Origin of the sequence: Nonomuraea sp. B1E8, from assembly GCF_039871515.1 — a bacterium.
In the GTDB taxonomy this organism is placed as follows: Bacteria; Actinomycetota; Actinomycetes; order Streptosporangiales; family Streptosporangiaceae; genus Nonomuraea.
Genome location: NZ_JBDPLS010000004.1, coordinates 603,019 through 627,840 on the forward strand (window position 1 = coordinate 603,019; position 24,822 = coordinate 627,840).

Consider the following 24,822-nt stretch of genomic DNA (forward strand, 5'->3'; position numbering starts at 1 on the left):
TCCTGACCACAGTCCAGCGCCCCCGTCTTGACCTTTGCCGCTGATCAGCGTAAGTTGCGGCATTCGCAAACTTGAAAAAGCGAAGCGAGGCGCGCTCCAGAGCACCGTCGCCGCGTCTTCGCGGTAGGAGGCCGAGCCGATCGATGCCGAGCGTCTACTGCACGCAGTGCGGGCACGCCAACCCCGAGGATGCCCGTTTCTGTTCCCGCTGTGGGTCACCGCTGACCAGACTCGAGGTCTCCGGGGACACCACATCGACGATCTCGGTGGCGGGAATCGAGGCGTATGAGGCTGAGACAGGCGACATGCTCCTGGCCGAGCGGGCGCTGGTCGAGCAGCTGCCGCCCGGCGCGGCACTGCTCACGGTGACCAGGGGGCCCAACCAGGGCAGCCGCTTCCGGCTCGACAAGGACCTGACCACGACCGGGCGCCATCCGGAGAGTGACATCTTCCTCGACGACATCACCGTCTCCCGCCGCCACGTCGAGTTCTACCGCCACCGCGGCGGCCAGTTCTCCGTGCGCGACGTGGGCAGCCTCAACGGCACCTACGTCAACAGGGAGCGGATCGAGGAGGTTCCCCTGCACTCCGGCGACGAGGTGCAGATCGGCAAGTTCCGCCTCGTCTTCCTGATGCGGGGCAACTCCGGGGCATGAGGGGGCGAAGCGGGCGACCGGCGGACGCCGTCTCGTGCGTGACCATGCGGCAAGGGGAGGAGCGCGCATGACGTCGCAGGCGGCACGCTCGCACATGAGCATCGGGGAGGTGCTCGCGCTCCTGCAGGGCGAGTTCCCCGATGTCACCATCTCCAAGATCCGTTTCCTGGAGGGGGAGGGGCTGATCGAGCCCGAGCGCAGCCCGTCCGGCTACCGCAAGTTCACCCACCTGCACGTGGAGCAGCTGCGCTTCATCCTCACCGAGCAGCGCGACCACTACCTGCCGCTGCGGGTGATCAAGGACAAGATGGCGGAGGGCCTCGGCCGCCCGCGCGCCCTCCAGGACAACGACAAGCAGGAGATCAGGCTCAGCCGGGCCGAGCTGATCGAGGCCGCGAGCATCGACGAGGAGACCCTTGCCGAGCTGGAGGATTACGGCCTGCTCGCCCCGGTGGCCCGCCGCTACGACGAGGAGGCGCTCGCGGTGGCGCGCTCCGTCGGCGCCCTGGCCCGCTTCGGCCTGCGCGCCCGGCACCTGCGCGCGGTCAAGGCGGCGGCCGAGCGCGAGTGCGGCCTGGTCGAGCAGACCGTCGCACCGATACTCAAGCGGCGCGCCCCCGGCGCCATCGGCGAGGCCGACGAGGTGGCCAGGGAGCTTTCCGCACTCCTTCTCGACCTGCACGCATCCCTTGTGCGCACGGGCGTCCGGTCCGTGCTGGGGCGCTGAGAGCGCGGTGAGCTGGGAGGCGGGGGCACATTCCAGGCCTGCCGGGTGTTACGTTGAAATGCAGAAGCCAGTCAGCAGAAGCAACGACCAAATAGCTGTGCCGGGTCACCGGTCAGGAATACGGAGCAGCCCGTGTTGCAGATGGAGGTTGTGGGCGTTCGGGTTGAAATGCCCACAAATCAGCCGATCGTCTTGCTGAAGGAGGCACACGGGGAGCGGTTCCTTCCTATATGGATTGGCATGACGGAAGCCACGGCCATCGCCCTGGCCCAGGCAGAGGAGCCTCCGCCGCGGCCGCTCACCCACGACCTCTTCCGTGACGTGCTGAGCGCGCTGGGCGTAGGCCTGCGGGCGGTCAACATCGTCGCCCTGCGTGACGGCATCTTCTTCGCCGACCTGGTGTTCTCCAACGGCGTGGAGGTGAGCGCGCGGCCGTCCGACTCGATCGCGCTGGCCCTGCGCACCGGGGCGCGCATCTTCGCCAGCGAAGAGGTCGTCCAGGAGGCCGGGGTGATCATCCCGGACGACCAGGAAGACGAGGTGGAGAAGTTCAGGGAGTTTCTTGACACGATCACTCCCGAGGACTTCGGCCGGGCGGGGTAGGTATTTCAGTGCATTTACGCTTCACGACGCGCCGAGCCGGATCGTTGACTGAGCATGGTCGCGGTCCTACGGTGCAAGTGAAACCCGTGGCCGCGCTTCACGTACCCCCAGATCAGGCCACGGGATGAGAGAAAGCCGGAGGTCCGCGTGGCGGTCAGCAGCGGCGAGGGAAAGACGGCCGGCCAGGAAGATCCGGTGCGGCGCGAAAGCGCGCGGCAGCGTGCCGGGGAGCAGGGTCTGCTCTTCGACGAACAGCCCGCGGCGCTGCCGGGCGACATCGGATACCGCGGGCCGACGGCATGCTCGGCGGCCGGCATCACCTATCGGCAGCTCGACTACTGGGCGCGCACGGGCCTCGTCGAGCCCACGATAAGAGCCGCGCAGGGCTCCGGCTCCCAGCGTCTCTACAGCTTCCGCGACATCCTGGTCCTCAAGGTCGTCAAGCGGCTCCTCGACACCGGGGTGTCGTTGCAGCAGATCCGCACGGCCGTGCAACATCTGCGTGACCGCGGGGTCGCCGACCTCGCGCAGATCACGCTCATGAGCGACGGCGTCAGCGTCTACGAGTGCACCTCGGCCGACGAGGTGATCGACCTGCTCCAGGGCGGCCAGGGCGTGTTCGGCATCGCGCTCGGCCGGGTCTGGCGCGAGGTCGAGGGCTCCCTCGCGGAGCTGCCGGGGGAACGCGCGGCGGTCGAGGACACCGTCCCGGCCGACCATCCCGCTGACGAACTCGCCCGCCGCCGCCGCGCCCGCCGCACGGGGTGAGCACGGCTCCTGGCAGCCGTACGAATCGGGCGTAGTAACCTGAGGGCAGCAAGGCCGACGACCCCGTGCGGGAGAGTCCCCGGGCCCCTGGGCTCCGGGGCGCCGAAGGAGCAACCCTCCCCGGAATCTCTCAGGCATCCCGTACCGCTCGGGCGAGGCAACTCTGGAAAGCAGGCGCACCCGCCAGGCGCGCCTCACCGACGGTGCAAGCCCCACCGGGGGTGAAGCTCTCAGGTCGCGGCCCCGTGCTTGTCCGGGCCGCGCTGACAGAGGGGGAGATCCGGCACACGCCCGCGCCCTGGCGCCGGTCTCCACAGCCTCGGGAGGCATCTCCATGACCGATCTGTCCGCCCCGCCGTTCTCGTCCCGGCACATCGGCCCCTCCGAGCCCGAACAGCAGCGCATGCTCGAAGCCGTGGGCTTCGAGTCCGTGGCGGACCTGGTGGCGGTCGCCGTCCCCGAGTCCATCAGGGCCAAGGACCGGCTCACGCTGCCCGCCCCCGCCGCCGAGGCCGAGGCCATCGCCGAGCTGCGCGCCCTGGCCGATCGCAACCAGGTGCTGACCTCGATGATCGGGCTGGGCTACCACGACACCGTCACGCCCGCCGTCATCCGCCGCAACCTGCTGGAGAACCCGGGCTGGTACACCGCCTACACCCCCTACCAGCCGGAGATCTCGCAGGGCCGCCTCGAGGCGCTGCTCAACTTCCAGACCGTCGTCTCCGACCTCACAGGCCTGCCGGTGTCGGGCGCCTCGCTCCTCGACGAGGCGACCGCCGCGGCCGAGGCCATGACGCTGGCCCGCAGGGCGGGCACGTCCAAGAGCGCCGTGTTCGTCGTCGACGCCGACGCGCTGCCCCAGACCAAGGCCGTCCTCGCCACCAGGGCCGAGCCGCTCGGCATCACGCTCGTGGAACACTCCCTCGACGGCGAGCTGCCCGAGTGCTTCGGCGTGCTCGTGCAGTACCCCGGCGCGTCCGGCCGGCTGCGCGACTTCCGCGCCGTGTCCGCCGCCGCGCACGAGGCGGGCGCCCTCGTCGTGGCCGCCGCGGACCTGCTGGCGCTGACGCTCGTGGCCGCCCCCGGCGAGCTGGGCGCCGACATCGCCGTGGGCTCCTCGCAGCGGTTCGGGGTGCCCTTCGGGTTCGGCGGGCCGCACGCCGCCTACATGTCCGTACGCGAGGGCCTGCAGCGGCAACTGCCCGGCCGCCTGGTCGGCGTCTCCGTCGACGCCGACGGCGACCCCGCCTACCGCCTGGCCCTGCAGACCCGCGAGCAGCACATCCGCCGCGAGAAGGCCACCAGCAACATCTGCACCGCGCAGGTCCTGCTCGCCGTCATCGCGAGCATGTACGCCGTCTACCACGGCCCGGAGGGCCTGCGCCGCATCGCCCACCGGGTGCACCGCCACGCCGCCGCCCTGGCCGAAGGGCTGCGCCGGGCGGGCGTGGAGGTCGTGCACGCCGAGTTCTTCGACACCGTGCTCGTGCGCGTGCCCGGGCGGGCGTCCGCCGTGGTCGCCGCCGCCGCCGAGCGGGGCGTAAACCTCTGGCAGGTGGACGCCGACCACGTCTCGATCGCCTGCGACGAGAAGACCGGGGCCGCCGAGCTGGCCACGGTGCAGGCCGCGTTCGACGTCACGGCCCCCTGCACCGACGCCGAGGGCGCCGCCGACGCGCTGCCCGCCTCGCTGCTGCGCGAGTCCGCCTACCTGACCCACCCGGTCTTCCACGACCACCGCTCCGAGACCGCGATGCTGCGCTACCTGCGCCGGCTGCAGGACAAGGACATCGCGCTCGACCGCTCCATGATCCCGCTGGGCTCCTGCACGATGAAGCTCAACGCGACCACCGAGATGGAGCCGATCACCTGGCCGGAGTTCGCCGCCGTCCATCCTTACGCGCCCGCCGCCCAGGCCGAGGGCTACCTTGAGCTGATCGGCACGCTGGAGCGCTGGCTGGCCGAGGTGACCGGCTACGACGCCGTCTCCATCCAGCCCAACGCCGGCTCCCAGGGCGAGTTCGCCGGGCTGCTGGCCATCCGCGCCTACCACCACGCGGGCGGTGACAGCGGGCGCGACGTCTGCCTCATCCCCTCCTCGGCCCACGGCACCAACGCCGCCAGCGCCGTCATGGCCGGCATGCGGGTCGTGGTCGTGGCCTGCGACTCCGAGGGGAACGTCGACCTGGCCGACCTCGACGCCAAGATCGCCAAGCACCGCGACGCGCTCGCCGCGATCATGGTGACCTACCCGTCGACGCACGGCGTCTACGAGGAGACCATCACCGAGATCTGCGCCAAGGTGCACCAGGCAGGCGGCCAGGTCTACGTCGACGGCGCCAACCTCAACGCGCTGGTCGGGCTGGCCAGGCCCGGCGAGTTCGGGGCCGACGTGTCCCACCTCAACCTGCACAAGACGTTCTGCATCCCGCACGGCGGCGGCGGCCCCGGCGTCGGCCCCGTCGCGGTCCGCGGCCACCTGGCCCCCTACCTGCCCGGTCACCCGCTGCGTGACGGCTCGCCGGTGGGGCCCGTCTCCGCGGCACCCTACGGGTCGGCCGGGATCCTGCCGATCTCGTGGGCGTACATCCGGATGATGGGCTCCGACGGCCTCACGGCGGCCACCGAGCAGGCCATCCTGTCGGCCAACTACCTCGCCAAGCGGCTGGCACCCCACTTCCCGGTGCTCTACACCGGACGCGGCGGGCTGGTGGCCCACGAGTGCATCATCGACCTGCGCCAGATCACCAAGGAGACCGGCGTCACCGTGGACGACGTGGCCAAGCGCCTCATCGACTACGGCTTCCACGCGCCCACCATGTCGTTCCCCGTCGCCGGGACCCTCATGATCGAGCCGACAGAGAGCGAGGACCTCGGCGAGCTCGACCGGTTCGCCGACGCGATGATCGCCATCAGGGGCGAGATCGCCAAGGTGGCGTCCGGCGACTACGACAAGACCGACAACCCCCTGCGCAACGCGCCGCACACCGCGGAGTCGGTCAGCGCCGACGAGTGGCACCACCCGTACACGCGGACCGAGGCCGCCTACCCGCTGCCGTCGCTGCGCGACGGCAAATACTGGGTGCCGGTGCGCCGCATCGACCAGGCCTACGGCGACCGCAACCTGGTCTGCTCGTGCCCCCCGCTGGAGGCGTACGAGGACTAGACACCGGGAGGGTCAGACCTTCGGCGGCAACCGGGCAGACATGATCGCCGGAAGTCGTTAGGCTCAGGGCGACCGTCGCCAGAAGGAGCTCTCTTGACGTCCTCAGAGCTGGAGACCCCGCCTCTCGACACCGCCCGGCGTCTGGCCGAACGCGGCGACCTCGACGGCGCCGCCGCCATTCTCGGCGAGCTCGCCGCCGACCCCGACGAGCCCGACAGGGCTCAGGCCGCCGTCGGGCTGGCCGTGGTGCTGGAGGAGCGCGGCGACGTCGAGGCCGCCAGGGCCGCCGCCAGGACCGCCCTGGCGACAGGGCACCCCGAATACGCTTCGCAGGCCGCCTGCCACCTGGCCCAGGGGTTCGAGCGGGAAGGGCGGGCCGAGCAGGCCAGGGCCGCCTGGCAGGCCGTGCTGGGGGTCGGGGCGGCCGCGTACGTCCCGTTGGCCCACCTCGCGCTGGCCCGGCTGGCCGTGCGGGCGCTGGACCTGGAGGAGGCGGAGCGGGAGCTGCGGGCCGCGATGGCGGCCGGCGACGGCGAGGTCGCCGCGCGCGCCGCGCAGGAGCTGGCCGACCTGCTGATGGAGCACGGAGAGCCCGGGGCGGCGGCTGAGCTCCTCCTGGACGCCCTGGAGGCCGTGCCCGAGGAGGAGACGCCGGGGCTGCGGGTCCGGCTCGGCATCGCGCACCTGGAGCTGGCCTGCGCGGAGTTCGCGGAGACCGTGGAGGGAGGCGCGGACGCGCAGACGAGCGCGCTGGCCATCGAGCTGCTCGCCCGCACCCTGCCCCTGCGCGGGCGCGACGACGACGCGGGGCGGGTCTGGTCGTACGGGCTGGAGCACGCCGACGAGACGCTGGCCGCGGAGGTCAGGCTCCGCTACCAGCGCGACACCTGACGCCGCGAGGTCCGCAGCGAGCGCGACACCTGACGCCCGGGGCCGGTGCGCGTGACGCCCTGACCCATGCCACCGAGGCGCTCCTCCCGGGCATGCCCGCGGAATGGCGGAGGTGCTCCCGTCCCCTCCGCCTAGCGGTGGTCAGCCGCGGCGCATGATGGCCGCAGCGGCGGCCACGTTGATGACGACGATGGCCAGCCACGTGATGATCAGCCCCACCAGCCCGGCGTTGGCCACCCCGATGCCCGTCAGCGGGATGCCCAGGACCATCGAGCCCAGCGCGACCGGGATCATCGCCGCGCCCGGCGTGGACTTCTTGTGCGGCGGGGGCCCGTAGCGGTCGAGTTCGGCCCGCACCCGGGCGGCGATGGTGGCCTCGAGGCGCTCGGTGAACGAGTCGACGAGCGCCGCCTCGTAGTCGGGCCCGAGATCGCGGCGGGCGTCGAGTGTGGCCTGAAGGTCTTCCCTGATGGGACGCTGGTCCGGCATAAGGTCATCATCCATCCCGGAAGTGGTGTCGTCATCCGACCTGAGGGCTAGCGTGTCATCCTCCCCAGGTACGGTGCTTGCATGGAGGTGACGACCCCGCGCGGGCCCGCGCTCGTGGAGATCGACGAGGTGCCGGGGGCGCGGCTGCTGCTGGTCCTGACCCACGGTTCGGCCGGGGGAGTGGACGCTCCCGATCTGCTGGCCGTGCGCGACGCCGCCATGGGCGTGGGTGCCAGCGTGGCGCGGGTGACGCAGGCGTTCAGGATGGCGGGGGCGCGGGCGCCCGGCTCGCCGGCGAGGCAGGACGAGGCGTGGGAGATCGTGCTGTCCGAGCTGCGTGCGCGTTTGCCGGGGCTGCCCGTCGTGCAGGGCGGGCGGAGCAACGGGGCTCGGGTGGCGTGCCGTACGGCGAAGGCGGTCGGCGCGGCGGCGGTGGTGGCGCTGGCCTTTCCGCTGCACCCGCCGGGGAAGCCGGACCGCTCCCGGGCCGGGGAGCTACGCGGCGCCGGGGTGGACGTGCTGGTCGTGAACGGCGATCGTGACCCCTTCGGAGTGCCGGACGCCGCGGATGCCGCGCGCCTGGTGGTGCTGCCGGGAGAGGGCCATGATCTGAAAAAGGACCCCGCCCGGGTGGGCGAGGTCGTGGCGGAGTGGATCATCCGCTATGGCGGGCCGCCACGGCAGGGCAGCACCGGCCGGCGGCGCCGCCCGCGTGTGGATCAGGCCGCGCCCACCAGCGGATCGGGCCGATGAGGTGCGATGACGGTGCCGCTGGGCAGCAGCTCGCCGGTGTCCTCGAACAGGACGACGCCGTTGCAGAGCAGGCTCCACCCCTGCTCGGGGTGGCAGGCGAGGGTGCGTGCCGCCTCGCGGTCAGGCGCCTCGGCATCCGGACAGGCCGGGTCGTGCGGGCACATCGGCGTGCCTCCGATATCTCGTGGGATGCTCCCGTTCTGGAGGGGCGGGAGCCGGCTCGGGTTGTTGTCCTGGCAAGTGTGCGACCGTGTCACGCGTTTCGACATAGCCCGTTCGGGCTGTTACAGGAGGATCCCTGGTGCGTGTGACCTTCGACACAGCGTGCCTTATGCAGGATAACCGGCCAAGCGCGACACGCGCATCACGTTTGCAATCCCTTGAGAAGAGCGTCGAGCCCGCGCTCGAAGTCGATATCTGCTCTTTCATCCCGTCTGACCCATTCGTCGACGTCCGGGTCGGCCCAGCCTGACTGCTGCACCTCGACGGCGACGCTGCCGAAGACGAAGGCCCGCAGCGTGCGCACGGCCTCGGCGGCGTCCGGGAGGCCCGCGTCGGCGAGCTGCTCGGTCTGCTCCTTGACGGCGACCGCCGTCGCGCCTTTGGGCGGCTTGGTGAGGGCCAGGGCCAGCACGCCGGGATGCTCGCGCAGCGCCTCCCGGCTCGCCCGGCACCAGGCCCTGGCCGTCTCCTGCCAGGTGGAGCGCTGCTCGACGTGGATGGCGGTGACGTGCTCGGCCAGCGCGTCCATCAGCGCTTCCTTGCCCCGGGGCAGGTGGTGGTAGATGGCCATCGCCTCCACCTGCAGGGCGTCGCCCAGGCGGCGCATGGTGAGCCGGCGCAGGCCCTGACCGTCGGCGATGTGGAGCGCGGCCTCGATGATGCGCTCGCGGGAGAGGGGGACGGGTGGTCGCTTGGCGGGCATGGAGATCATCTTACTATGTAAAGGCGCTCGTTCCGGGCCGATTTCCGCACGTGTCGCGGGACGGCGTACGCTAAGCGTCGGAACGAATGACCACAGCGTGAAAGGGCCGAGTCGATGGCGTTTTTCCGTCCGCGGGTGAGCCGGGAGGCCGAGGTTCGCTTCCACGCGGACCAGGAGATCTCCAGGAGCTTCCCCGAGCTGCTCGAGAAGGCCCGTGAGGCCGAGCGGACGCTGCGCGAGCTGCAGGCCTCGGCGGCCGACGAGATCGAGCTGCTGGCCGCGGGCCGGGCCCTCGACCGGGCGCTGACCGACGCGCTGCGGGCCGCAGAGGCGGGGCAGCGGGCCACGTTCGGGGTGAAGGCCTACGACGACCGGATCGCGCGCCGCAAGGCCAAGGCGACCCCCGCGGGGGCCATGTGGACGGCCGAGGTCGAGCGCCTGCGCACGCTGCGCGAGGACAACCGCATGTGGGGCATCCCGCGGGTGCCGCGCCCGGTGCCCGCCACCGTCTGAGCGCCGGTCACCAGGCGTCCAGGAATCGAGAGCCCCGGCACGGGTGTGCCGGGGCTCCCTTGTCAGCTGGCCCAGTCGAGCAGCGGGCGGGTGTTGCTCGGGTGGCGCAGCTTGGACAGCGACTCCTTCTCCAGCTGGCGGATCCGCTCCCGGGTCAGCCCCAGGTGCCTGCCGATCTCGTCCAGCGTGTGCGGCTTGCCGTCCACCAGGCCGAAGCGCAGTGCCATGATCTTCGACTCGCGCGGTGAGAGGTTGTCGAGCACGCCGCGCAGCTGGTCGCCCAGCAGCTGGCGGTCGACGATCTCCGACGCCTCGGGGGAGTCGACGTCCTCGATGAGGTCGCCGATCGTGGTCTCGCCGTCCTCGCCGATCGTCGCGTTCAGCGAGATCGGCTGGCGGCTGGTGCGCAGCAGTTCCTCGATCTGGTCCGGGGTCTTGTCCAGCTCGACCGCCAGTTCCTCGGGGGTGGGCTCGCGTCCCAGGCGCTGGTGCATGTCACGCTCGATGCGCGACAGCTTGGACAACATCTCCAGCACGTGCACCGGCAGCCGGATCGTCCGCGCCGAGTCGGCGAAGCCGCGCTGGATGGCCTGCCTGATCCACCACATGGCGTACGTCGAGAACTTGAAGCCCTTGGTGTAGTCGAACTTCTCCACCGCCCTGATGAGCCCCAGGTTGCCTTCCTGGACCACGTCGAGCAGCGACATGCCGCGGTCGGTGTACTTCTTGGCCACCGACACGACCAGGCGCAGGTTGGCCTCCAGCATGTGGTCCTTGGCCTGCTTGCCGTCCTCGACGACCATGCGCAGGTCCTCCCGAGCGGCGGGCGGCAGGTCGGGCTGGGTCTCGAGCTTGTACTCGGCGTACAGGCCGGCCTCGATCCGCCTGGCCAGCTCGACCTCCTGCGCGGCGGTGAGCAGCGTGCGGCGGCCGATCGACTTCAGATAGGTGTGCACCGAGTCGCCCATGACCGACTGGGTGTCGTCGAGGTCGGCGGAGTCGCCGTCGTCCCCGGCGCTCAGCTCGATCTCCTCCGGCAGGTCCTCCTCGTGCTCCGGCTTGGGCTCCGGAGGGATGACGGCCTTCACGTCCGCTTGGGAAACGGTTTTTGCCTCGGCTGCCTTGCGGCCGGTAGTCTTGGCCCGCGAAGGCTTCTTGGGGGTGGCTGCCTTCTTCTGGGTGGTCTTTTGGGGGGTGGCGGTCGTGCTGAGAGACGGCTCGTTCTCGGCGGCCAGGCTCACGCCGGCCTCTGACAGCTCCCGCAATATCGTGCGGCCCTCAGAGGGGCTGATCCCGGCTTTGCCGAACGCGTCCCGCAGCTCCGCCAGAGATAGGTGACCCTGGGCTCGCCCTCGTTCGAGCAGCTGGTCGAGAGACACGGGCGGGGTCGCCAAGGCGGTTCTGGGCATGAGGACACCTCCTCCGTACGGAGTAGAAGCGATCAGGCAGGTTGTGGTGGGGCGGCTTCGTCGTCCGCACGGCGCACCAGTATCAATAACGCCAATCGCCGCCATTTGTTCCCCGTGCGGACGAATGTCATGAAAAAGGGGCGGATCGCCTCTTTCGGCGGACCACCCCTCGGCTCGCTCGCTAGTCGCCCACCTCGATCGAGACCTCGGGCATCGGCATGGGATCGGCGTCCTCCATGCGCTCGCCGGTCCAGTATTCGATGACCTGGCCGGGATCGGGGTTGACCTCGCGGGAGACGACGACGTCGTCGCCGGTGGGGTCGCCGGTGGGGTCGCCGGTGGGGTCGCCGGTGGGGTCGGACGTGGAGGTCTCTGGCCGGCCGGACGGCGACGCCTGCTCCACCACGGCCCTGGTCTCCTCGTCGACCTGCGAGAGCTTGCCCGCCGAGGCGGCCGCCGCGATGGAGGCGCCTCCGACCACGATCACGCCGACGACGGCGACGGATGCCCACATCTTGCGGGTCTGGTCCATGAAGGCTCCCTCCCTTTCTCCGGTTTGACGCAGCCGCAAGTCATCAGGTTCCTGCCCTCAACCGCACAAGGTCGGTCTTTCCGTTCGGCAACAGCGGCAGCCGGAGTTCCAGGCGCAGCTCGCGCGGGGCGGCATAGGGGGGAAGCCTATCGCGGCAGTATGCCGTTAATTGTGCAAGCGTGGGAGGTGTGTCGGGGTTGGCGGGAACGACGACGGCCGTGACCCGCTCACCCCATTCGGGGTCGGGCGTGCCGAACACGGCGGCGTCGGCCACCTCGGGATGCGTGCACAACACGGCGGTCACGGCGCCGGCCACGACCTTCTCGCCGCCGGTGTTGATGACGTCGTCGGCGCGGCCCAGCACGCGCAGGCGGCCCCCGGTCAGCTCGCCGAGGTCGGAGGTGACGAACCAGCCGTCCTCCAGCGGGGCCGGCCCGCCGAAACGGTAGCCCGAGAACAACACGGGGCCGGCGATCCTGATCAGGCCGTCGTCGCCGACCTTGAGATCTACATTGTAAAAGGGCTGGCCGTCGTACACGCAGCCGCCGCACGTCTCGCTCATCCCGTACGTCGTCACCAGCCGCGCCCCGAGATCCCTTGCCTGCTCCAGCAGCCCGGGCCGGGGCGCCGCGCCACCGAGCAGGATCGTGCGGAAGACCGACAGGTCCGCGCCCACCCCGACGAGCCGGTGCAGCTGGGTGGGCACCAGGGAGACGTGGTCGGCGCCGGAGGCGAGGACCGCGTGCGGGTCGAACGACGGGTGGATGATCGGCTCGCTCTCGGACAGCAGGGCGCGCACGAGCACCTGCAGCCCCGAGACGTGGGAGACGGGCAGGCAGCACAACCAGCGCTCGCCCTTGGAGGCCTCGACGCGGCGCAGGGAGGCCGCCGCCGAGCTGCGCAGGGCCGTGGCCGAGAGCAGCACCCCCTTGGGGGCGCCGGTGCTGCCGCTGGTGGCGATGACGACCGCCACGTCGCCCGGCACGCCTTCGCCGCCGGTCTGGAGTGCTCCGTTGACGTGGGTGGGGCGCAGGGCCGCCAGCGCAGCCTCGGAGTGGCCGGGTGGCAGGGGGAGGACGGCCGGGCCGTCGCCCGCGAGCGCGTCACGGATCGCCGCGAACAGGGCCGGTCCTGGAGGCTGCACAATGGCATGAAGCGGACGGTCCGGATGCGACGGGTTCCTCCACATGCTCGTAAGGTTAGTGGCGACAGGTCGGACAGATGTGCAGGGAGGGTCGTGACGCGTTCTCCCATGGCGCCCGAGCACCGTGACCACCACGGGGTTCATGTCTTCCGCATCCCGATGCGCACGCGTTTTCGCGGGCAGACCGTCAGGGAAGGGGTCCTGCTCCAGGGTCCCGCCGGCTGGGGCGAGTTCTCCCCGTTCCCCGAATACGGCCCGCGTGAGTGTGCCCGCTGGCTGGCGTGCGCCCGCGAGGCGGCCTTCGAGGGCTGGCCCGAGCCGGTGCGCGACAGCGTGCCCGTCAACACGACCGTGCCCGCCGTCGATCCCGCGCGGGCCCACGACATGGTGCGACGCTCCGGCTGCGGCACGGCGAAGGTGAAGGTGGCCGAGCGGGGCCAGACGTTCGATGACGACGTGGCCAGGGTGGAGGCCGTGCGCGACGCGCTCGGGCCGTCCGGCCGGCTGCGGGTCGACGTCAACGGCGCGTGGGAGGTCGGCGAGGCCGTGCAGCGGCTCAAGCGCCTCGACCGGTTCGGCCTGGAATACGCCGAGCAGCCGTGCGCCACCCTCGATGAGCTGGCCGCGGTGCGGCGGGCGTGCGACGTGCCGATCGCGGCCGACGAGTCGATCCGCAGGGCGGAGGACCCGCTGCGGGTCAAGGCGGCGGAGGCGGCCGACATCGCGGTGGTCAAGGTGCAGCCGCTGGGCGGGGTGCGCGCGGCGTTGCGGGTGGTGGAGGCGTGCGGGCTGCCCGCGGTGGTCTCCAGCGCCGTCGAGACGTCGGTGGGGCTGGCCGCGGGGCTGGCGCTGGCCGCGGCGCTGCCGTCCCTGCCGTACGCGTGCGGGCTGGGCACGATGCCGCTGCTGTCGGGTGACGTCGTGGACGACTCGCTGGTGCCGGTGGACGGGCGGCTGGCCGTACGGCGTCCGACGGTGAATTATCAGCATTTGTCGGCATATGAAATCGACTCTCCCCAGTGGCTGAGCCGGATGCAGGAGGCGTCACGTTGAACCCCGCTACCGCGCTGGCCACGGTGCTGGTCGACGAGCTGGTGCGCTGCGGCCTGACCGACGTCGTGCTGGCCCCCGGCTCCCGCTCCGCGCCCCTGGCGCTGGCGCTGCACGCCGAGTCGCGGGTGCGCCTGCACGTGCGGATCGACGAGCGCTCCGCGTCCTACCTGGCGCTGGGGCTGGCCAAGCGCTCCGAGCGCCCGGTGGCGCTGATCTGCTCCTCCGGCACGGCCGTCGCCAACTTCCACCCGGCCGTGATCGAGGCGAGCGAGGCGGGTGTGCCGCTGCTGGTGCTCACCGCCGACCGCCCGCCCGAGCTGCGGGGCACCGGCGCCAACCAGACGATCGACCAGATCAAGCTGTACGGCGACGCCACCCGCTGGTTCGCCGAGGTCGGCGTGCCGGAGGACCGGCCGGGGCAGGTGGCCTACTGGCGGTCGCTGGCCTGCCGCGCCTACCAGCGGGCGTCGGGCCCGGCCGCGCCAGGGCCCGTCCACCTCAACCTGGCCTTCAGGGAACCGCTGATCCCCGACGGTGACACCGCGTGGAGCGAGCCGCTCGACGGCGGCGCCAACGGCCCCTGGTCCCGGGCCAGGGTCGCGCCCCCGCCGGTCGCCCTGCACCTCCCGCCGACCAGGCGCGGCGTGCTCGTGGTCGGCGACGGAGCCGCCAACGTGCGCCGCTACGTCGCCGCGGCCGGCATGGCGGGCTGGCCGGTGCTGTCGGAGCCGAACGGCGGCGGACGCTACGGCGACCACGCCGTCTCCACCTACCACTACCTGCTGGGCACGCCGGAGTTCGCCGACACGCACCTGCCCGACGTGGTGGTGACGCTGGGCCGTCCCGGGTTGTCGCGGCCGCTGCTGTCGTGGTTGCGGCGCGCGGGGGAGCACATCGTCGTGGCGCCCGACCTCGACCGCTGGCCCGACCCCACCAGATCGGCCACCCAGGTGGCGCAGGCCGTGGAGATCCCGGTGGCCTCCGGCGACGACACGTGGCTGCACTCCTGGCGCCAGGCCGACGTCGCGGCCAGGACGGCGCTCGACGAGGTGCTCGACGAGTCGGGCACGAGCGAGCCCCGCCTGGCCAGAGACCTGGTCGACGCGCTGCCGAACGGAGCCCTGCTGTTCTGCGGGTCCTCGATGCCGATCCGCGATCTCGACCAGGCGATGCGCCCGCGGCGCGGCATCCGGCTGATGGCCAACCGGGGCGCCTCCGGCATCGACGGGCTGGTGTCGACGGCCATGGGGGCGGCGCTGGCGCACAACGGCCCGGCGTACGCGCTGATGGGCGACCTGTCGTTCCTGCACGATCAGAACGGTCTGATCCTCGGGCCCCGCGAGCCCCGGCCCGACGTGTGTTTCGTGGTCGTCAACAACGACGGCGGCGGCATCTTCTCGCTGCTGCCCCAGGCGGCGGTCCGCGACCCGTTCGAGCGGGTCTTCGGCACGCCGCACGGGGTGGACCTCGGTTATGTGGCGGCCGCGACGGGGACGCCGTACACGCTGGTGGGCGAGATCACCGAGCTGCCCAAGGCGCTGCGCGGCGAAGGGCCGCGCCTGGTCGAGGTGCGCACCGACCGCGAGGAGAACGTGCTCGTGCACGGCCGCCTGCGCGACGCCGCGCAGGCGGCCGTCCTGGCCCTGCTCGGGAGCTAGCCGCCCAGGGCGTCGAGCAGCCGGTTGAGCGGGCTGTCGAGCCCGTGGCGGTCGGCCAGGCGGATGAGCGCCTCGGGGTCGCGCGGCTTGGCGGGCAGGGTCAGGTCGGCGGCCGGCAGCGGCGCGCCGGAGGCCACCTCGACGACGGCGGGGGCGGCGCGCAGGTAGTCGCGGGCCGCGGCCAGGCGGGTGCGGCTGCCGGCGGGGAAACCGTCGGTGACGCCCGCGTCGAGGGCTTCGAGCAGGGCGTCGAGCGAGCCGAAGCGGGTGATGAGCGCCGCGGCGGTCTTGTCGCCGACGCCGGCGACGCCGGGCAGGCCGTCGCTGGGGTCGCCGCGCAGGGTCGCGAAGTCGGCGTAGGCACGCCCGGGGATGCCGTATTTGGCGGTGACGAACGCCTCGTCGACGATCTGCAGGTTGCGGATCCCGCGGGCGGTGTAGAGGACGCGTACGGGGCGCGCGTCGTCGACGAGCTGGAACAGGTCGCGGTCGCCGGTCACGATGTCGACGGCGCCCGCGGCCTGGTGGGTGAGCGTGCCGATCACGTCGTCGGCTTCGTAGCCCGGCGACTCCAGGCGGGCGATGCCGAGCGCGTCGAGTACCTCCTGGATGACCGCGATCTGCGGCACGAGCGCCTCGGGCACCTCCTCGGTGTCGCCGTGGGCGACCCTGTGCGCTTTGTACGTCGGGATCGCCGCCACCCGGAACGCGGGCCGCCAGTCGGCGTCCATGGTGGCCGCCATCGCGGTGGGGGAATGGCCGCGCACCAGGGTGGCGATCATGTCGATCAGGCCGCGTACGGCGTTGACGGGCGAGCCGTCGGGCCCCTTGACCGACTCGGGGACGCCGTAGAAGGCGCGGAAGTAGAGCGATGGGGTGTCCAGAAGCATGAGCACGCCTCTATCGTCGCACTCTGGCCGCTCACCCGGGCCGCTCCTCCTCGCGCGTGGGCACGCCGACGGCGAGCAGGCACGCGTCGTCCTCGGGGTTGGGGCCGCCGATGTCGGCCAGCAGGCGGTCGAGACCCGACTCCAGGTCGCGGACGGACACGTCGCGGGCGGCGGCCATGACCAGGTCGAGGCCGACGTCGATGTCGCGCGTGCGCCGCTCGACCAGCCCGTCGGTGAACATCAGCAGCAGGTCGCCGGGCAGCAGCCGGGTGGTCGCCGGCTCGTACGGGCCTGGCCAGCCGGCGCCGAGCAGCACACCGCGGGGCTGGGCGAGCCGGCTGGCCACGCCGTCGCGCACCAGGACGGGCGCCAGGTTGCCCGCCTGGCTCCAGGCGAGCACGCGCGTGCCGGGGTCGAGGTGGCCGACGATCGCGGTGGCGGTGGTGTCCTTCAGCTGGTGCATGACCAGCTCGTTGAGCCAGGCCAGCAGCCGGTGGGCGGGCCGGCCGGTCATGGCCAGGCCGACGAGGGCGTGGCGGAGCTGGGCCATGCGCGCGATGGCGGGCAGGCCGTGGCCGGAGACGTCGCCGACGGCCAGCAGCAGCCGGCCGTCGGGTGCGGGAGCGGCCTCGAACCAGTCGCCGCCCAGGTTGGCGGTCTTCTCCGCGGGCACGTAGCGCACGGCGATCCTGGCGTGCGGCAGGTCGAGGCGTCCGGCGGGACCGGGCAGGACGGCGTCGCGCATCGCGAGCATGACGTGGCGTTCCTCGGCGGCCTGCTCGCGGGCTTCGAGGAGCCGCCGGCGCGATTCGGAGACCATGCGTTCGGCGCGGCGGCGGCCGGTGATGTCCTGGATGACGCCGTGCATGCCCACGTGGCCGCCGGGCGTGGTCAGCGGTTCGAGGACGACCCGCAGGTCGCGCAGCTCGGCGGAGCCCGGTCCGCGGCGGATGCGGAACTCGGCCTGCACCGGCTCGACGCCGCGCACGACCGACCGCAGCAGGCGGTCGAGCGCGCCCATGTCGGCGGGCTCGACGAGCTGGGCCAGCTCGGGCAGCGGGATCGGGCCCAGGGCGGGATCACGTCCGAAGATCACGTAGACCTGGTCGGACCAGATGGTCTCGCCGGTGTGCGGGTGCCACTCCGCCCAGCCCATGTTGCCCAGCCGCTGGGCGTGCGCCAGTCGTACGGCCAGCAGCTCGGCGTCGCTCTCGTGCCCGAGCAGCCCGGCGGCGCCCATGACGTCGACCATGGGGTCTCACTCTCAAAGCGCAGTGGAACTGGACAATTGGCCTCACAGTACGTGAGCGACGCGGGGCGGAGTGTAGCGACGTCTTCCGGTGTCGTGAGAGCTTTTCGCGGATTTTAGGAGGTGCCGTCAGGAGTAGATTTGGGCCTGTGACGTCCTCAGATCTTTATCCCGTGTCCCGCCTTGCCGCCGTTCACGAGGCCACCGCCAAGGGCGGCCTCGACGCCCTGCTCCTCACTCCCGGTCCCGACCTGCGCTACGTCAGCGGCTACGACGCCAAGCCGCTGGAGCGGCTGACGTGCCTGGTGGTGCCCGCCTCCGGCGAGGCCTTCATGATGGTGCCCCGGCTGGAGGTGCCGGCCGCCGAGGCGTCGCCCGCCGCGCGGCTGGGGCTGGAGTTCGTGGCGTGGGACGAGACCGACGACCCTTACGCGGTCGTGGCCGCGCGCCTGGGCCGGGTGGCCAGGGTGGGCCTGGCCGACCGCATGTGGGCCATGTCGTCGCTGCGTTTCCGCGAGGTGTTGCCGGACGCCGAGCAGGTGCTCGCCGGGAGCGTGCTGCGGGAGCTGCGCATGCGCAAGTCGCCGGCCGAGGTGGCGGCGCTGCGCGAGGCGGGTCGGGCCATCGACTCGGTGCACCGGCAGGTGCCGGAGTTCCTGCGGGCCGGGCGCACCGAGCGGGAGGTGGGCCGCGAGATCGCCGAGGCGATCCTGGCCTCCGGGCACGCGACCGTCGACTTCGTGATCGTGGCCTCCGGCCCCAACGCCGCCAGCCCGCACCACGACGTCTCCGACCGGGTGATCGAGGCCGGGGAGCCGGTCGTGGTCGACATCGGCGGCCAGCTGCACAACGGCTACTGCTCCGACTCCACGCGCACCTACAGCGTGGGCGAGCCGCCCGCCGAGTTCGCCGCCTACTACGAGGTGCTGCGCCGGGCCCAGGACGCGGCCTGCGCGGCGGTGCGGCCGGGGGTGCGGTGCGAGTCGATCGACGCGGCGGCCCGCGACCTGATCGCCGGGGCGGGCTACGGCGACGCCTTCATCCACCGCACCGGCCACGGCATCGGCATCGAGACGCACGAGGAGCCCTACATCGTCGCCGGCAACGGCGAGGTGATGGAGCCAGGCTTCGCGTTCTCGGTCGAGCCGGGCATCTACCTGCAGGGGCGGCACGGCGCCAGGATCGAGGACATCGTGGTCTGCACCGAAAATGGCGGGGAACGGCTGAACACCACCCCGCGTGACCTGGTGATCGTCTGAACGCCCGTCCAGATTCCCGCGAATCGGTCGCCAGTCGTGACTCTACGACTCCTTTACGTGTGCTTAGGTATTCCTTTGACTTGTTGTGTGCCGGAGTGGAGTTGAAGGGTGTCAAGGTACGGCTGGTGTCATTCGGCGTTCGCGCCGGCGGTGAGCCTGATGGTCTCGATGCTGTTGCTGGTGTCGGGGGCGGTGGGCGCGCTGCTGACATTCGTGGGCGCGACGACGGCGCCGGCGGGCGCGGCGTTCGTGGTCACGCTCATCATCGCGGTGTTCCTCACCGCCGTTCTCCGGATCGTCAGGGCCGTGCCCGACATCCGGCGGGAGAGCGCCGCGACGGCGCGGGCGGTGGCGAACGTGCAGGCGGTGAAGCCCGGTGACGACACCTTGGTGGGGCGCCGGCTGCGCCTGTTCAGGGAGGCGGCCGAGGCGGGCAACGACTGCGAGGCGGTGCTGAGCGCCCGCTCCGCGCTCGACGACAGCGAGATGGCCAACAAGCACCATCTCGACCACGCGCTCATCTGGGCGTTGCCCGTCTTCGGGTTCATCGGCACCGCCCTGACCATGGCCGGCATGGTCACCTCGTTCTCCAACGCCCTCGACGACCAGGGCGACCCCAGCGTGCTGATCGACGCGCTGAAGCAGCACGTGCTGCCCGAGCTGGCCTCGGCGTTCGGCGTCACCCTGATCGCGCTGTTCCTGAGCGTGGTCGCGTTCGGTGCGATGGCCCTGGTCGAGCGGGCCGAGCGGGCCAGCGTGGTGGCCGCGGACGAGGTGTTCCTCATCTACATCGCGCGCCTGCCCGCCAAGCAGGCGGCTCCCGCCATGCACGGCCTCACCCAGGAGCTGGCCCAGTCCCGGCAGGAGATGGCCCAGACGAGGGGCAGGACCGAAGAGCTGGTCAAGGGCCTCGACGCGCTGCGCACCGCCGTCGAGCGGATGAGCGCGGCCGAGACCCGTCCGCAGAAGTACACCCTGGTGAGGGAGCCGTGAGGAAGCGGCCCTCCACCTCGTTCGCGCCGCCGCTCGACCTGCGCTTCATCGACCTGTTCATGGCCATCGTGCTGGCGCTGTCGTTCATCGCGATCATGCTGACCGTCGTGGCGCGGATGTTGCCGACGGAGGACGCCACGCCGCCCCAGCGGCAGCAGAAGACCGTGGCCCAGCTCGAACGCGAGCTCGACGCGGCCGTGGCGGCCCAGCGCAAGGCCGAGGCGGAGCTGCGCACCACGCAGCAGCAGATCGCCGACCAGACCGCCTTCGCCCTGCCCTGGTGGCTCATCGGGTTCTGCGCGCTGCTCGGCGTGCTCGCCGTGTTCATGAACTGGCGGCTCCGGCTGTGGAGCAAGGGGAGCCTGCCCCGGCTGCGCACCTGGTTGCTGGTGACCGTGGTGATCGCCGTGGTCACGGTGGTGATCAGGGAGCTGAGCGACCGCGACGGCTACCTGCTGCTCGCCGAGATCCCCTGGTGGGCGGCCGACGCCCTCTGCCTCGGGCTGCTGCTGGTCGCGTACGTGCTGATCACCGGCATCCGCGACAGCCAGGCCAAGCTCAGCGAGATCCGGGCCCGGCCGGTGGGCGGCGCCGCCCCCGGCGAGGAGCGCCGGCGCGTGCCGTCCGCCCGCTGACCGGGCGGGTGTGGCACAGTCGCTGCCATGTTCACTGAGGTCACGTACGCCACCTGCGCCGGTTCTCCGCGCAGGAACGAGGACCTGGTGATCGCCGGGCCGTCGTGGATCGTCGTGCTCGACGGGGCCACCGCGGCGGCCGGGGTGGACAGCGGGTGCGCGCACGACGTCCCGTGGCTCGTGGCGCGGCTCGGGGGAGCGCTGGCGGCGCGGCTGGCCACCGGCCAGGGCGATCCGCTGGCCGCGATCCTGGAGTCCTCCATCGAGGAGCTGGCGGCGGCCCACGGCGGCGGCTGCGACCTGGGCAACCCCGACTCGCCGTCGTCGACGGTGGCGATGGTGCGGGCGGATCGCGGGCGGGTCGACTACCTCGTGCTGGGGGATTCGCCGGTCGTGTGCTCCCTGGCCGACGGCGGGGTCCTGGCGGTGGTCGACGACCGGCTGGAGCGGTTGCCGGGCGGGCGGCCGTACTCGCTGGAGCTGGTGCGGCGGATGCGCAACGTGCCCGGCGGCTTCTGGGTGGCGGGCGCGCGCCCCGAGGCGGCCTGGGAGAGCGTGTGCGGGGCGGTGGCCGCCACCGGGGTGGCGGTGCTCACCGACGGGGTGGCGAGACTCGTCGACTGGTACGGATGGAGCTGGGCGGACGTGCTTGCGGCGCTGGCCGGCCAGGGGCCCGCCGCGCTGATCGCGGCCGTGCGGGAGCTGGAGTCGGCCCGCGGGCCGGTGTCGGGCAAGCCGCACGACGACGCCACCGTGGCCTGGGGACGAGTGGACGGTTAGACCTGCCCGGGCCTCCGCCCAGGGCGCCCCGGGGGTCAGCCGGCGTCCGCTGCCGGGCGTGGGGCCGGCCAGGGGAGTGTCGCCCGCGGTCATCGGAGCGGGCTGGTCGGCCACGCTGCTCAGCTCGCCAGGATGCCGGCGTGCATGGTCAGGGCGTGGGTGTGGCGCGAGAGGGACGCCGTGCCGACGCTGGAGCGCTACCTCGACAACGCCGACAGCCGCGGCTCGTGCTTCGTCGACCTGTCGCACTGGATCTACACCGCCGACCGCCGGGCCAGGGCGCACCTGGAGGACCTGCGGGACGTCGGCAGGCTGGTCCAGCGCTACCTGCATCTGCTCGGCGACGTCACCTCCTACCGCAAGGACGTGAGCTGGGGCGACCTGAACGTGTTGTCGCTCGGCGTCAGCGGCACCGAGGTGAGGGAGGCGATGGCCGGGCTGGCGCGTGAGGCCGCGGGCCTCATCGAGCCGGTACGGGAGCGCAGCCCGCGCACCGCCACCTACCTGCGAAGACAGATCGGCTGCACCGCCGGCGTCAACGGAGTTTCGGACTTCGACCGGACAGCGTAAAAGACTTGTCGGATTCCTTGACAGGCGAGCTTGACTCTGGCCAGGCAGTATCGGCGAATAAGGGTGTTATGGGCAACAAACCGTGACATTTTGTTTCTTGTAAAAGCTCGCGGCTTGAGTGGAAAATGTGGCGTTGCTAGGGTGTCTCGATGCCAGGCATGTGGATCGACCTCCTCAACGCGCCTTGACAGGTACCACTGACCACGGCACCACAGGGGCGGGGTTGTGCATGAGCGGGAGAGGTACAGGCGGTGCTGGATGGAATTCGGTCACACTGACCGTTGGCGGCTTCCCACGGCGATCAAGATCCTGATCGCCGGGGGCTTCGGCGCGGGAAAGACCACCATGGTCGGAGCCGTGTCCGAGACCCGGCCCCTGCGCACGGAAGAGGCGCTCACCCATATCGGGGCGCACATCGACGACCTCGCGGGTGTCGAGCGCAAGCTCACCACCACCGTGGCCATGGACTTCGGCCGCATCACGATCCGCAACGACTACATGCTCTACCTGTTCGGCACCCCCGGCCAGGAACGGTTCTGGTTCGTCTGGGACGAGCTGGCCGTGGGCGCGCTCGGCGCCGTGGTGCTGGCCGACACCCGCCGCCTCGACGACTGTTTCCCCTCCGTCGACTATTTCGAGAAGCGCGAGCAGCCGTTCATCGTGGCGCTCAACTGCTTCGACGGCAGCAGGCCCTTCACCGTCGGAGAGGTGCGCTCGGCGATCGGCCTGGAGCCGGACATCCCCATCGTGCTCTGCGACGCCCGCAAGCGCGACTCCGGCAGGGAGGTGCTCATCACGCTGATGGAGCACGCGATCCGCAGGGGCGTCTCCCCGGTCGGGACCATGTCGTGACCATGACCGGCTACCTTTGACCGGTGGAGGAAATCGACCGCCGGATCGTCACGCTGCTGGCCCGCGACGGCCGCATGAGCTTCACCGATCTGGCCAGGGAGACCGGGCTCTCGGTCTCGGCCGTGCACCAGCGCGTACGCAGGCTCGAGAAACGAGGAGTCGTCCGCGGATACGCCGCGATCATCGACCACGACGCCGTCGGGCTGCCGATGACCGCGTTCGTGTCGATCAAGCCGATCGACCCCGCCGCCCCCGACGACGCCCCGGATCGGCTGGCGCACCTGACGGCCATCGAGGCCTGCCACAGCGTGGCGGGTGACGAAAGCTACATCCTGAAGGTCCGCGTGGCCTCGCCGGTGGCGCTCGAAGACCTGCTGCAGCAGATCCGGGCCTCGGCCAACGTCTCGACCCGGACCACGGTCGTGCTGAGCACCCCCTACGAGCACCGCGCCCCCGAGCTGGCCGGCGAAGCCGCCGCGGAACGCACCGGCTGACCCCGTCCCGCCGGAGGTCGCGTGAGGCCCTCGCCGGCGAGGCACGCCAGGGGAGCCGGAGATCGGCGCCTTCCGGGGGAGCGTGGCCGATGATGTGGACGTGTCCCTGTCAGGGGAGACGCCGCGGACGTGGCGGGAAATGCGAGGCGGGCGATGGGGGAGTCCGAATGGCGTGGCCCGGCCGTCGCCGCGCTGCTCGCCGTCCAGGCGGCGGTGCTGGCCGCGATCTTCCAAGCGCCCCCCGGCAGCACCCTGGCGGGGTGGTACGCGATCACGTGGGCGTTGTTCGGGGCCGCGGTGTGGGTGTCGCGCGGCGTGCCGGGACCGGCGGCGGGAGGGCTGGTGCTGGCGGGCGGCCTGGCCGTGATCGCCACCGGGCTGCTCGGGCCTCCGGCGACCAGCACCGACTCCTTCCGCTACGCCTGGGACGGCCGCGTCCAGTCGGCCGGCATCTCGCCCTACGACCACGCCCCGGCCGACCCCGCTCTGGCCTCGCTCCGGGACCCGTGGCTGTTCCCCCGCTGCTCGGAGGGGCACTTCTACCCGATCGAAGGGGGCGCGTGCACGAGGATCAACAGGCCGTCCGCGCACACCATCTACCCGCCGCTGGCGGAGGCGTACTTCACGGTGGTGGACCGGCTGTCGCCCGGCGACGCCCGGCACAAGCCGTTCCAGGTCGCCGGTGCGCTGCTGGCCGCGGGCACGCTGCTGGTCCTGCTGCGCGGGAGCGATGCCCGGCGGGCCGCGTACTGGGCGTGGTGCCCGGCCGTTCCCATGGAGGCGGTGAACAACGCCCACGTCGACATGCTCGCCGTCGCCGCCGTGGTGCTCGCCCTCGGCGGGCGGGCGGGACCTTCCTCGCGGGGGGTGCTGCTCGGCGGGGCGATCGCGGTCAAGCTGGTGCCCGCCGTGGTGCTGCCCGGTGCACTGTCCGGGGCGCTGTCGGGCGGCCGGGCGGCACGGCGGGCCGCGGGGACGACGGCGCTCGCCGTTCTCGTCGTGGCCGCCGCCTACCTGCCCTACGTCCTGGTGTCGCGGGGTTCGGTGCTGGGCTACCTGTCCGGGTACGTGGCCGAGGAGGGTTACGGCGAGGCCGGGGCGCGTGACCGCTACGGGCTGCTGCGGCTGGTGCTTCCCGACTCCTGGGCCGTGCCCGCCGTCCTCCTCGTCATGGCGGCGGTGACGTTCCACGTCGTCAGGCGCGGCGACCCGGACCGGCCGTGGCGGGGTGCGCTGGTGGTCACCGGCACGGCGTTCCTGCTGCTGACCCCCGGATATCCGTGGTACGCGCTGCTGATCGTCGCCCTGGTGGCCCTGGACGGCCGCTGGGAGTGGCTCGGCGTCCCCCTGGCGGGCGCGGTGGCCTACCTCGCCCCGGCGGCGGGCACGCCCGCCTACGCCGCCGCCGGCGCGGCGGTCCTGGCGGGCGCCGTTCTCCGCAGGGCGGGCACGGCCCGGGTGGGCGCCGCCCACGGCCTTCAGTAGCGGGCGCCCGGGCTCCGCCGTGTGTCGTGTGGTGGCCGTGCACGCAGTGTTCGCTCTGGATGACCGGGCGCAGGACGTGACTGCTCCGCTCCCTGATGAGAGCGGCGTCTCGCCCCGCTCGCGCGGGCGGCGGCGAACCGGGTACCCGCCACGTGACGGATCGCTGATAATCCGAGAGTCGCAGTGAACGGGACAGAGTGATGGGAGTGCCGCATCAGGCGTGCTAATGTCATCGTTTGTCGTAACAACAAGCAGAATGGCCCGGAGTGTCCCATTAACCACATTAATGGTCAGACGGTAACGCGTCAAACGGAACGCGCCAGAGAGC

General features: G+C 71.9%; 26 protein-coding genes and 1 riboswitch. Of the genes, 18 read left to right on the forward strand and 8 right to left on the reverse strand.

From position 1 onward, the window contains the following. The first annotated feature begins 143 nt into the window (after positions 1–143). The 6 genes from ABGA98_RS17670 to ABGA98_RS17695 all read left to right on the forward strand — a co-directional run bounded on the left by ABGA98_RS17670 (position 144) and on the right by ABGA98_RS17695 (position 6,811). The gene (locus ABGA98_RS17670; RefSeq protein ID WP_132341167.1) at positions 144–656 is read left to right on the forward strand and encodes an FHA domain-containing protein; all 513 of its coding nucleotides are present in this window, start codon (positions 144–146) and stop codon (positions 654–656) included. 67 nt (positions 657–723) lie between these two features. Continuing rightward, positions 724–1,383 carry a MerR family transcriptional regulator gene (locus tag ABGA98_RS17675; RefSeq protein ID WP_347619397.1) on the forward strand — a complete coding sequence of 220 codons (660 nt, stop codon included), beginning with the start codon at positions 724–726 and terminating at the stop codon, positions 1,381–1,383. Positions 1,384–1,515: 132 nt separating this feature from the next. Continuing rightward, positions 1,516–1,986, forward strand: coding sequence for a bifunctional nuclease family protein (locus ABGA98_RS17680; RefSeq protein ID WP_090771501.1), 471 nt, complete (start codon positions 1,516–1,518; stop codon positions 1,984–1,986). 147 nt (positions 1,987–2,133) lie between these two features. Continuing rightward, on the forward strand, positions 2,134–2,754 hold the full coding sequence (locus ABGA98_RS17685; protein WP_132507171.1) for a MerR family transcriptional regulator: 621 nt from the start codon (positions 2,134–2,136) through the stop codon (positions 2,752–2,754). A 58-nt stretch (positions 2,755–2,812) separates the two neighbouring features. After that, positions 2,813–2,911, forward strand: a riboswitch (glycine riboswitch). A gap of 177 nt (positions 2,912–3,088) precedes the next feature. Further along, a complete protein-coding gene (gene gcvP, locus ABGA98_RS17690) occupies positions 3,089–5,920 on the forward strand; it encodes an aminomethyl-transferring glycine dehydrogenase (RefSeq protein WP_347619398.1) in 2,832 nt (943 codons plus the stop codon). 93 nt (positions 5,921–6,013) lie between these two features. Then, entirely contained in the window at positions 6,014–6,811 is a 798-nt protein-coding gene (locus ABGA98_RS17695) for a tetratricopeptide repeat protein (RefSeq protein WP_347619399.1), read from the forward strand. Positions 6,812–6,952: 141 nt separating this feature from the next. On the opposite strand, the gene ABGA98_RS17700 is transcribed toward ABGA98_RS17695, so the two are convergent. Then, on the reverse strand, positions 6,953–7,300 hold the full coding sequence (locus ABGA98_RS17700) for a hypothetical protein (RefSeq protein ID WP_347619400.1): 348 nt from the start codon (positions 7,298–7,300) through the stop codon (positions 6,953–6,955). 81 nt (positions 7,301–7,381) lie between these two features. Here ABGA98_RS17700 and ABGA98_RS17705 point away from each other — a divergent pair, with 81 nt between their 5' ends. Then, positions 7,382–8,053 carry an alpha/beta family hydrolase gene (locus ABGA98_RS17705; protein ID WP_347619401.1) on the forward strand — a complete coding sequence of 224 codons (672 nt, stop codon included), beginning with the start codon at positions 7,382–7,384 and terminating at the stop codon, positions 8,051–8,053. On the opposite strand, the gene ABGA98_RS17710 is transcribed toward ABGA98_RS17705, so the two are convergent. Both ABGA98_RS17710 and ABGA98_RS17715 read right to left on the reverse strand, forming a co-directional pair. After that, the gene (locus tag ABGA98_RS17710) at positions 8,020–8,217 is read right to left on the reverse strand and encodes a DUF5999 family protein (protein WP_132341476.1); all 198 of its coding nucleotides are present in this window, start codon (positions 8,215–8,217) and stop codon (positions 8,020–8,022) included. The genes ABGA98_RS17705 and ABGA98_RS17710 overlap by 34 nt on opposite strands. Before the next feature lie 200 nt (positions 8,218–8,417). Continuing rightward, a complete protein-coding gene (locus ABGA98_RS17715; protein WP_347619402.1) occupies positions 8,418–8,978 on the reverse strand; it encodes a TetR/AcrR family transcriptional regulator C-terminal domain-containing protein in 561 nt (186 codons plus the stop codon). Between the two features lie 114 nt (positions 8,979–9,092). Between ABGA98_RS17715 and ABGA98_RS17720 the strand changes: the two genes are divergently transcribed. Further along, entirely contained in the window at positions 9,093–9,491 is a 399-nt protein-coding gene (locus ABGA98_RS17720) for a hypothetical protein (RefSeq protein ID WP_347619403.1), read from the forward strand. 62 nt (positions 9,492–9,553) lie between these two features. Here ABGA98_RS17720 and ABGA98_RS17725 read toward each other — a convergent pair whose 3' ends face one another. The 3 genes from ABGA98_RS17725 to ABGA98_RS17735 form a co-directional block, all read right to left on the reverse strand. Further along, positions 9,554–10,900 (reverse strand): RNA polymerase sigma factor, encoded by a 1,347-nt coding sequence (locus tag ABGA98_RS17725; protein WP_347619404.1) that lies wholly within the window; start codon positions 10,898–10,900, stop codon positions 9,554–9,556. Positions 10,901–11,081: 181 nt separating this feature from the next. Next, entirely contained in the window at positions 11,082–11,432 is a 351-nt protein-coding gene (locus ABGA98_RS17730; protein WP_347619405.1) for a hypothetical protein, read from the reverse strand. A gap of 43 nt (positions 11,433–11,475) precedes the next feature. After that, positions 11,476–12,576 carry an AMP-binding protein gene (locus tag ABGA98_RS17735; protein WP_347619406.1) on the reverse strand — a complete coding sequence of 367 codons (1,101 nt, stop codon included), beginning with the start codon at positions 12,574–12,576 and terminating at the stop codon, positions 11,476–11,478. Between the two features lie 108 nt (positions 12,577–12,684). Between ABGA98_RS17735 and ABGA98_RS17740 the strand changes: the two genes are divergently transcribed. Together ABGA98_RS17740 and menD are read left to right on the forward strand one after the other, a co-directional pair. Then, positions 12,685–13,629 (forward strand): o-succinylbenzoate synthase, encoded by a 945-nt coding sequence (locus ABGA98_RS17740; protein WP_347619466.1) that lies wholly within the window; start codon positions 12,685–12,687, stop codon positions 13,627–13,629. Continuing rightward, positions 13,626–15,287: a 2-succinyl-5-enolpyruvyl-6-hydroxy-3-cyclohexene-1-carboxylic-acid synthase gene (gene menD, locus ABGA98_RS17745; RefSeq protein ID WP_347619407.1), complete on the forward strand. Its 1,662-nt coding sequence runs from the start codon at positions 13,626–13,628 to the stop codon at positions 15,285–15,287. The genes ABGA98_RS17740 and menD overlap by 4 nt, the downstream gene beginning before the upstream one ends. Here the strand turns inward: menD and ABGA98_RS17750 are convergent. Both ABGA98_RS17750 and ABGA98_RS17755 read right to left on the reverse strand, forming a co-directional pair. Beyond that, positions 15,284–16,177: a 5'-3' exonuclease gene (locus tag ABGA98_RS17750; protein ID WP_347619467.1), complete on the reverse strand. Its 894-nt coding sequence runs from the start codon at positions 16,175–16,177 to the stop codon at positions 15,284–15,286. The genes menD and ABGA98_RS17750 overlap by 4 nt on opposite strands. Before the next feature lie 31 nt (positions 16,178–16,208). Further along, entirely contained in the window at positions 16,209–17,429 is a 1,221-nt protein-coding gene (locus tag ABGA98_RS17755; RefSeq protein ID WP_347619408.1) for a SpoIIE family protein phosphatase, read from the reverse strand. A 170-nt stretch (positions 17,430–17,599) separates the two neighbouring features. Here ABGA98_RS17755 and ABGA98_RS17760 point away from each other — a divergent pair, with 170 nt between their 5' ends. From ABGA98_RS17760 to ABGA98_RS17795, 8 genes are all read left to right on the forward strand, one after another. After that, a complete protein-coding gene (locus ABGA98_RS17760; RefSeq protein WP_347619409.1) occupies positions 17,600–18,685 on the forward strand; it encodes a Xaa-Pro peptidase family protein in 1,086 nt (361 codons plus the stop codon). Positions 18,686–18,793: 108 nt separating this feature from the next. Further along, on the forward strand, positions 18,794–19,678 hold the full coding sequence (locus ABGA98_RS17765) for a hypothetical protein (protein WP_347619410.1): 885 nt from the start codon (positions 18,794–18,796) through the stop codon (positions 19,676–19,678). Next, positions 19,675–20,313, forward strand: a complete 639-nt coding sequence (locus tag ABGA98_RS17770; RefSeq protein ID WP_347619411.1) for a hypothetical protein — start codon at positions 19,675–19,677, stop codon at positions 20,311–20,313. The genes ABGA98_RS17765 and ABGA98_RS17770 overlap by 4 nt, the downstream gene beginning before the upstream one ends. 27 nt (positions 20,314–20,340) lie before the next feature. Then, a complete protein-coding gene (locus ABGA98_RS17775) occupies positions 20,341–21,093 on the forward strand; it encodes a protein phosphatase 2C domain-containing protein (RefSeq protein WP_347619412.1) in 753 nt (250 codons plus the stop codon). Between the two features lie 144 nt (positions 21,094–21,237). After that, positions 21,238–21,663, forward strand: a complete 426-nt coding sequence (locus ABGA98_RS17780; protein WP_347619413.1) for a terpene synthase family protein — start codon at positions 21,238–21,240, stop codon at positions 21,661–21,663. A gap of 258 nt (positions 21,664–21,921) precedes the next feature. Beyond that, on the forward strand, positions 21,922–22,515 hold the full coding sequence (locus ABGA98_RS17785) for an ATP/GTP-binding protein (protein WP_347619414.1): 594 nt from the start codon (positions 21,922–21,924) through the stop codon (positions 22,513–22,515). 23 nt (positions 22,516–22,538) lie between these two features. Further along, a complete protein-coding gene (locus tag ABGA98_RS17790) occupies positions 22,539–23,009 on the forward strand; it encodes an Lrp/AsnC family transcriptional regulator (RefSeq protein WP_347619415.1) in 471 nt (156 codons plus the stop codon). Positions 23,010–23,138: 129 nt separating this feature from the next. Next, positions 23,139–24,494, forward strand: coding sequence for a glycosyltransferase 87 family protein (locus ABGA98_RS17795; protein WP_347619416.1), 1,356 nt, complete (start codon positions 23,139–23,141; stop codon positions 24,492–24,494). The last annotated feature ends 328 nt before the right edge of the window (positions 24,495–24,822 follow it).

Bases quoted from the DNA above. Each gene is read 5' to 3' on its own strand.
- ABGA98_RS17670 (WP_132341167.1), top strand. From the start codon at position 144: ATGCCGAGCGTCTACTGCACGCAGTGCGGGCACGCCAACCCCGAGGAT.
- ABGA98_RS17675 (WP_347619397.1), top strand. From the start codon at position 724: ATGACGTCGCAGGCGGCACGCTCGCACATGAGCATCGGGGAGGTGCTC.
- gcvP (WP_347619398.1), top strand. From the start codon at position 3,089: ATGACCGATCTGTCCGCCCCGCCGTTCTCGTCCCGGCACATCGGCCCC.
- ABGA98_RS17700 (WP_347619400.1), bottom strand. From the start codon at position 7,300: ATGCCGGACCAGCGTCCCATCAGGGAAGACCTTCAGGCCACACTCGAC.
- ABGA98_RS17705 (WP_347619401.1), top strand. From the start codon at position 7,382: ATGGAGGTGACGACCCCGCGCGGGCCCGCGCTCGTGGAGATCGACGAG.
- ABGA98_RS17710 (WP_132341476.1), bottom strand. From the start codon at position 8,217: ATGTGCCCGCACGACCCGGCCTGTCCGGATGCCGAGGCGCCTGACCGC.
- ABGA98_RS17715 (WP_347619402.1), bottom strand. From the start codon at position 8,978: ATGCCCGCCAAGCGACCACCCGTCCCCCTCTCCCGCGAGCGCATCATC.
- ABGA98_RS17720 (WP_347619403.1), top strand. From the start codon at position 9,093: ATGGCGTTTTTCCGTCCGCGGGTGAGCCGGGAGGCCGAGGTTCGCTTC.
- ABGA98_RS17725 (WP_347619404.1), bottom strand. From the start codon at position 10,900: ATGCCCAGAACCGCCTTGGCGACCCCGCCCGTGTCTCTCGACCAGCTG.
- ABGA98_RS17730 (WP_347619405.1), bottom strand. From the start codon at position 11,432: ATGGACCAGACCCGCAAGATGTGGGCATCCGTCGCCGTCGTCGGCGTG.
- ABGA98_RS17740 (WP_347619466.1), top strand. From the start codon at position 12,685: ATGGCGCCCGAGCACCGTGACCACCACGGGGTTCATGTCTTCCGCATC.
- ABGA98_RS17750 (WP_347619467.1), bottom strand. From the start codon at position 16,177: ATGCTTCTGGACACCCCATCGCTCTACTTCCGCGCCTTCTACGGCGTC.
- ABGA98_RS17755 (WP_347619408.1), bottom strand. From the start codon at position 17,429: ATGGTCGACGTCATGGGCGCCGCCGGGCTGCTCGGGCACGAGAGCGAC.
- ABGA98_RS17775 (WP_347619412.1), top strand. From the start codon at position 20,341: ATGTTCACTGAGGTCACGTACGCCACCTGCGCCGGTTCTCCGCGCAGG.
- ABGA98_RS17780 (WP_347619413.1), top strand. From the start codon at position 21,238: ATGGTCAGGGCGTGGGTGTGGCGCGAGAGGGACGCCGTGCCGACGCTG.
- ABGA98_RS17785 (WP_347619414.1), top strand. From the start codon at position 21,922: ATGGAATTCGGTCACACTGACCGTTGGCGGCTTCCCACGGCGATCAAG.